The organism is Rhodococcus sp. R1101 (assembly GCF_000278445.1).
GTDB classification, from domain to species: Bacteria; Actinomycetota; Actinomycetes; order Mycobacteriales; family Mycobacteriaceae; genus Rhodococcus; species Rhodococcus gordoniae.
Genome location: NZ_AJVB01000575.1, coordinates 1 through 2,231, shown reverse-complemented (window position 1 = coordinate 2,231; position 2,231 = coordinate 1). Strand labels below are relative to the sequence as shown.

At 70.7% G+C, this 2,231-nt stretch carries 1 protein-coding gene and 2 pseudogenes; all 3 read left to right on the top strand.

Annotated elements, in window-relative coordinates; translation table 11 throughout:
* A pseudogene (locus R1101_RS0121805) lies at positions 1–312 on the top strand (cytochrome ubiquinol oxidase subunit I); the annotation flags it as partial.
* Between the two features lie 171 nt (positions 313–483).
* Entirely contained in the window at positions 484–1,713 is a 1,230-nt protein-coding gene (gene serB / locus R1101_RS0121800) for a phosphoserine phosphatase SerB (RefSeq protein WP_026003575.1), read from the top strand.
* 28 nt (positions 1,714–1,741) lie between these two features.
* Positions 1,742–2,231 (top strand): annotated as a pseudogene (locus R1101_RS0121795) (peptidyl-tRNA hydrolase); the annotation flags it as partial.

Sequence of the window (2,231 nt, the reverse complement as noted above, 5' to 3'; positions counted from 1 at the left end):
GTGCTCGGTGCGTCGACGCTGCCGTTCCTGTGGAACGTCTTCAAGAGCTACCGCTACGGCCAGGTCGTCACGGTCGACGACCCGTGGGGCTACGGCAACTCGCTCGAGTGGGCCACCAGCTGCCCGCCGCCGCGGCACAACTTCACCGAGCTGCCGCGGATCCGCTCGGAGCGCCCTGCTTTCGAGCTGCACTACCCGCACATGGTCGAGAAGATGCGCGCCGAGGCGCACGTCGGCCCGGGCAGCGACAAGCACAACGTCAATGTCCTCGAGGGTGCCGACCGTACCCCCGGCGACCATCCGCGCGCCTGAGCGCAGATCGACGATCGACCGAAGCCCCATCCGTGCACCGGGTGGGGCTTCGGCCTTTCGGTGGGCCGGACCCGCGAACGGGAGGGACGGTTCGACCTGCAACAATGGACGGGCGAGCCGGTACGCGCGTGCGTCCGCGTGTACCTCGACAGACAAGCGATCGGAGACGTAGTGGCGTCTGACAGCACGGTGCTGGTGACCGTGACCGGACCTGACCATCCCGGCGTGACCTCGGTGCTCTTCGCAGCGCTGACGCGGCACGACGTCGACCTGCTCGATGTGGAACAGGTCGTGATCCGCGGGCGGCTCACCCTCGGGGTCCTCCTCGTCTGCCCGAACGATGTCGAAGCACTGCAGGACGAGGTCGAGTCCGCGATGGCCACGATCGGCATGCACGCCGACGTCCAGATCGGCGCCGAGCGCGGTGCACGCACCGTCTCGACCCACGCCGTCGTCGTCCTGGGCAGCCCGGTCAGTGCCCGGGCACTGCGATCGGTGGGCCGCACGCTCGCGTCCCAGGGCGCGAACATCGATTCGATCCGCGGTATCGCCGACTATCCGCTCACCGGCCTCGAGTTGATGATCACCGCCGCCGACACCGGCGCCGAGGCCGACGCCGCTCTGCGGCACGCTCTCGTCGAACTCGCCGCGGGTCTCGACGTCGACATCGCGGTGGAGCGTGGCGGCCTCGCCCGTCGTTCCAAGCGTCTGATCGTCTTCGACGTCGACTCCACACTCATCCAGGGCGAGGTCATCGAGATGCTCGCGGCACACGCGGGTGTCGAGGACAAGGTCCGCGAGGTCACCGAAGCCGCCATGCGTGGCGAGATCGACTTCGCGCAGTCCCTCGAGCAACGCGTCGCGACCCTCGCCGGTCTGCCCGCGACCGTCATCGACGAGGTCGCGGAGCAACTCGAGCTCACTCCCGGTGCTCGCACCACGATCCGGACGCTGCGGCGCCTCGGCTTCCGCTGCGGTGTCGTCTCGGGCGGCTTCCGTCAGGTCATCGACCCGCTCGCACACGAACTCGAACTGGACTTCGTCCGCGCCAACACGCTCGAGATCGTCGACGGCACACTCACCGGGCGAGTGGTCGGCGACATCGTCGACCGCGCCGCCAAGGCACGTGCCCTGCGGGAGTTCGCCGACGAGGCCGGCGTGGCTGTCGAACAGACCGTCGCGGTCGGGGACGGCGCCAACGACATCGACATGCTCGCGGCGGCGGGGCTGGGTGTGGCGTTCAACGCCAAGCCGGCTCTGCGTGAGGTCGCCGACACGGCGCTGTCGTATCCCTATCTCGATGCGGTGCTGTTCGTCCTCGGCGTCACGCGCGACGAGATCGAGGCGGCCGACCGCGTCGACGGAACCCTGCGGCGCGTCCCGATCGACGGCAGTGTCTGAGCGGAGCCCCGAGCGGCTGCACGCCGACGTGGTGGACACGGCACCCGAGCCGGTCTTCGACCCGGCGTCGGATCCGGGTTTCGCCGACCGGCACGGCGTCCTCACCCGCGGTTACGGGCACCGGCCCGACCCGGACGACCCGGGGAAGGTGCAGGCGATGCCGATCGTGCTGCACCTGACGAAGGTCGATCCCCCCGCCCGTAGCGCCGTGCTCGAGGCGGCCGCGATGGCCACCGTGGCACTGTGTTTCGACCCGCGGGTGGGCGCCGGCCCGGACGGTGAACCCGGCCCGTGGCAGGAGCCCTTCCTCGCGTGGAACGACGCGCGGATCCGGAAGGTCGCCCGCCGCGCCCGTGGAGCACACTGGCATGCCGCGCAGGACGTCGACGGGGTCACCGTCGACCACGCCGGTGCCCAGGCCCGCGCGTTCGTGCCCGGCGCGGTGGGGGAGCTCGACCCGCGCATCTCCCGCCTGCAGATCGGCGGCACCGACCTGCCCCACGACGATCCGCCCCCGC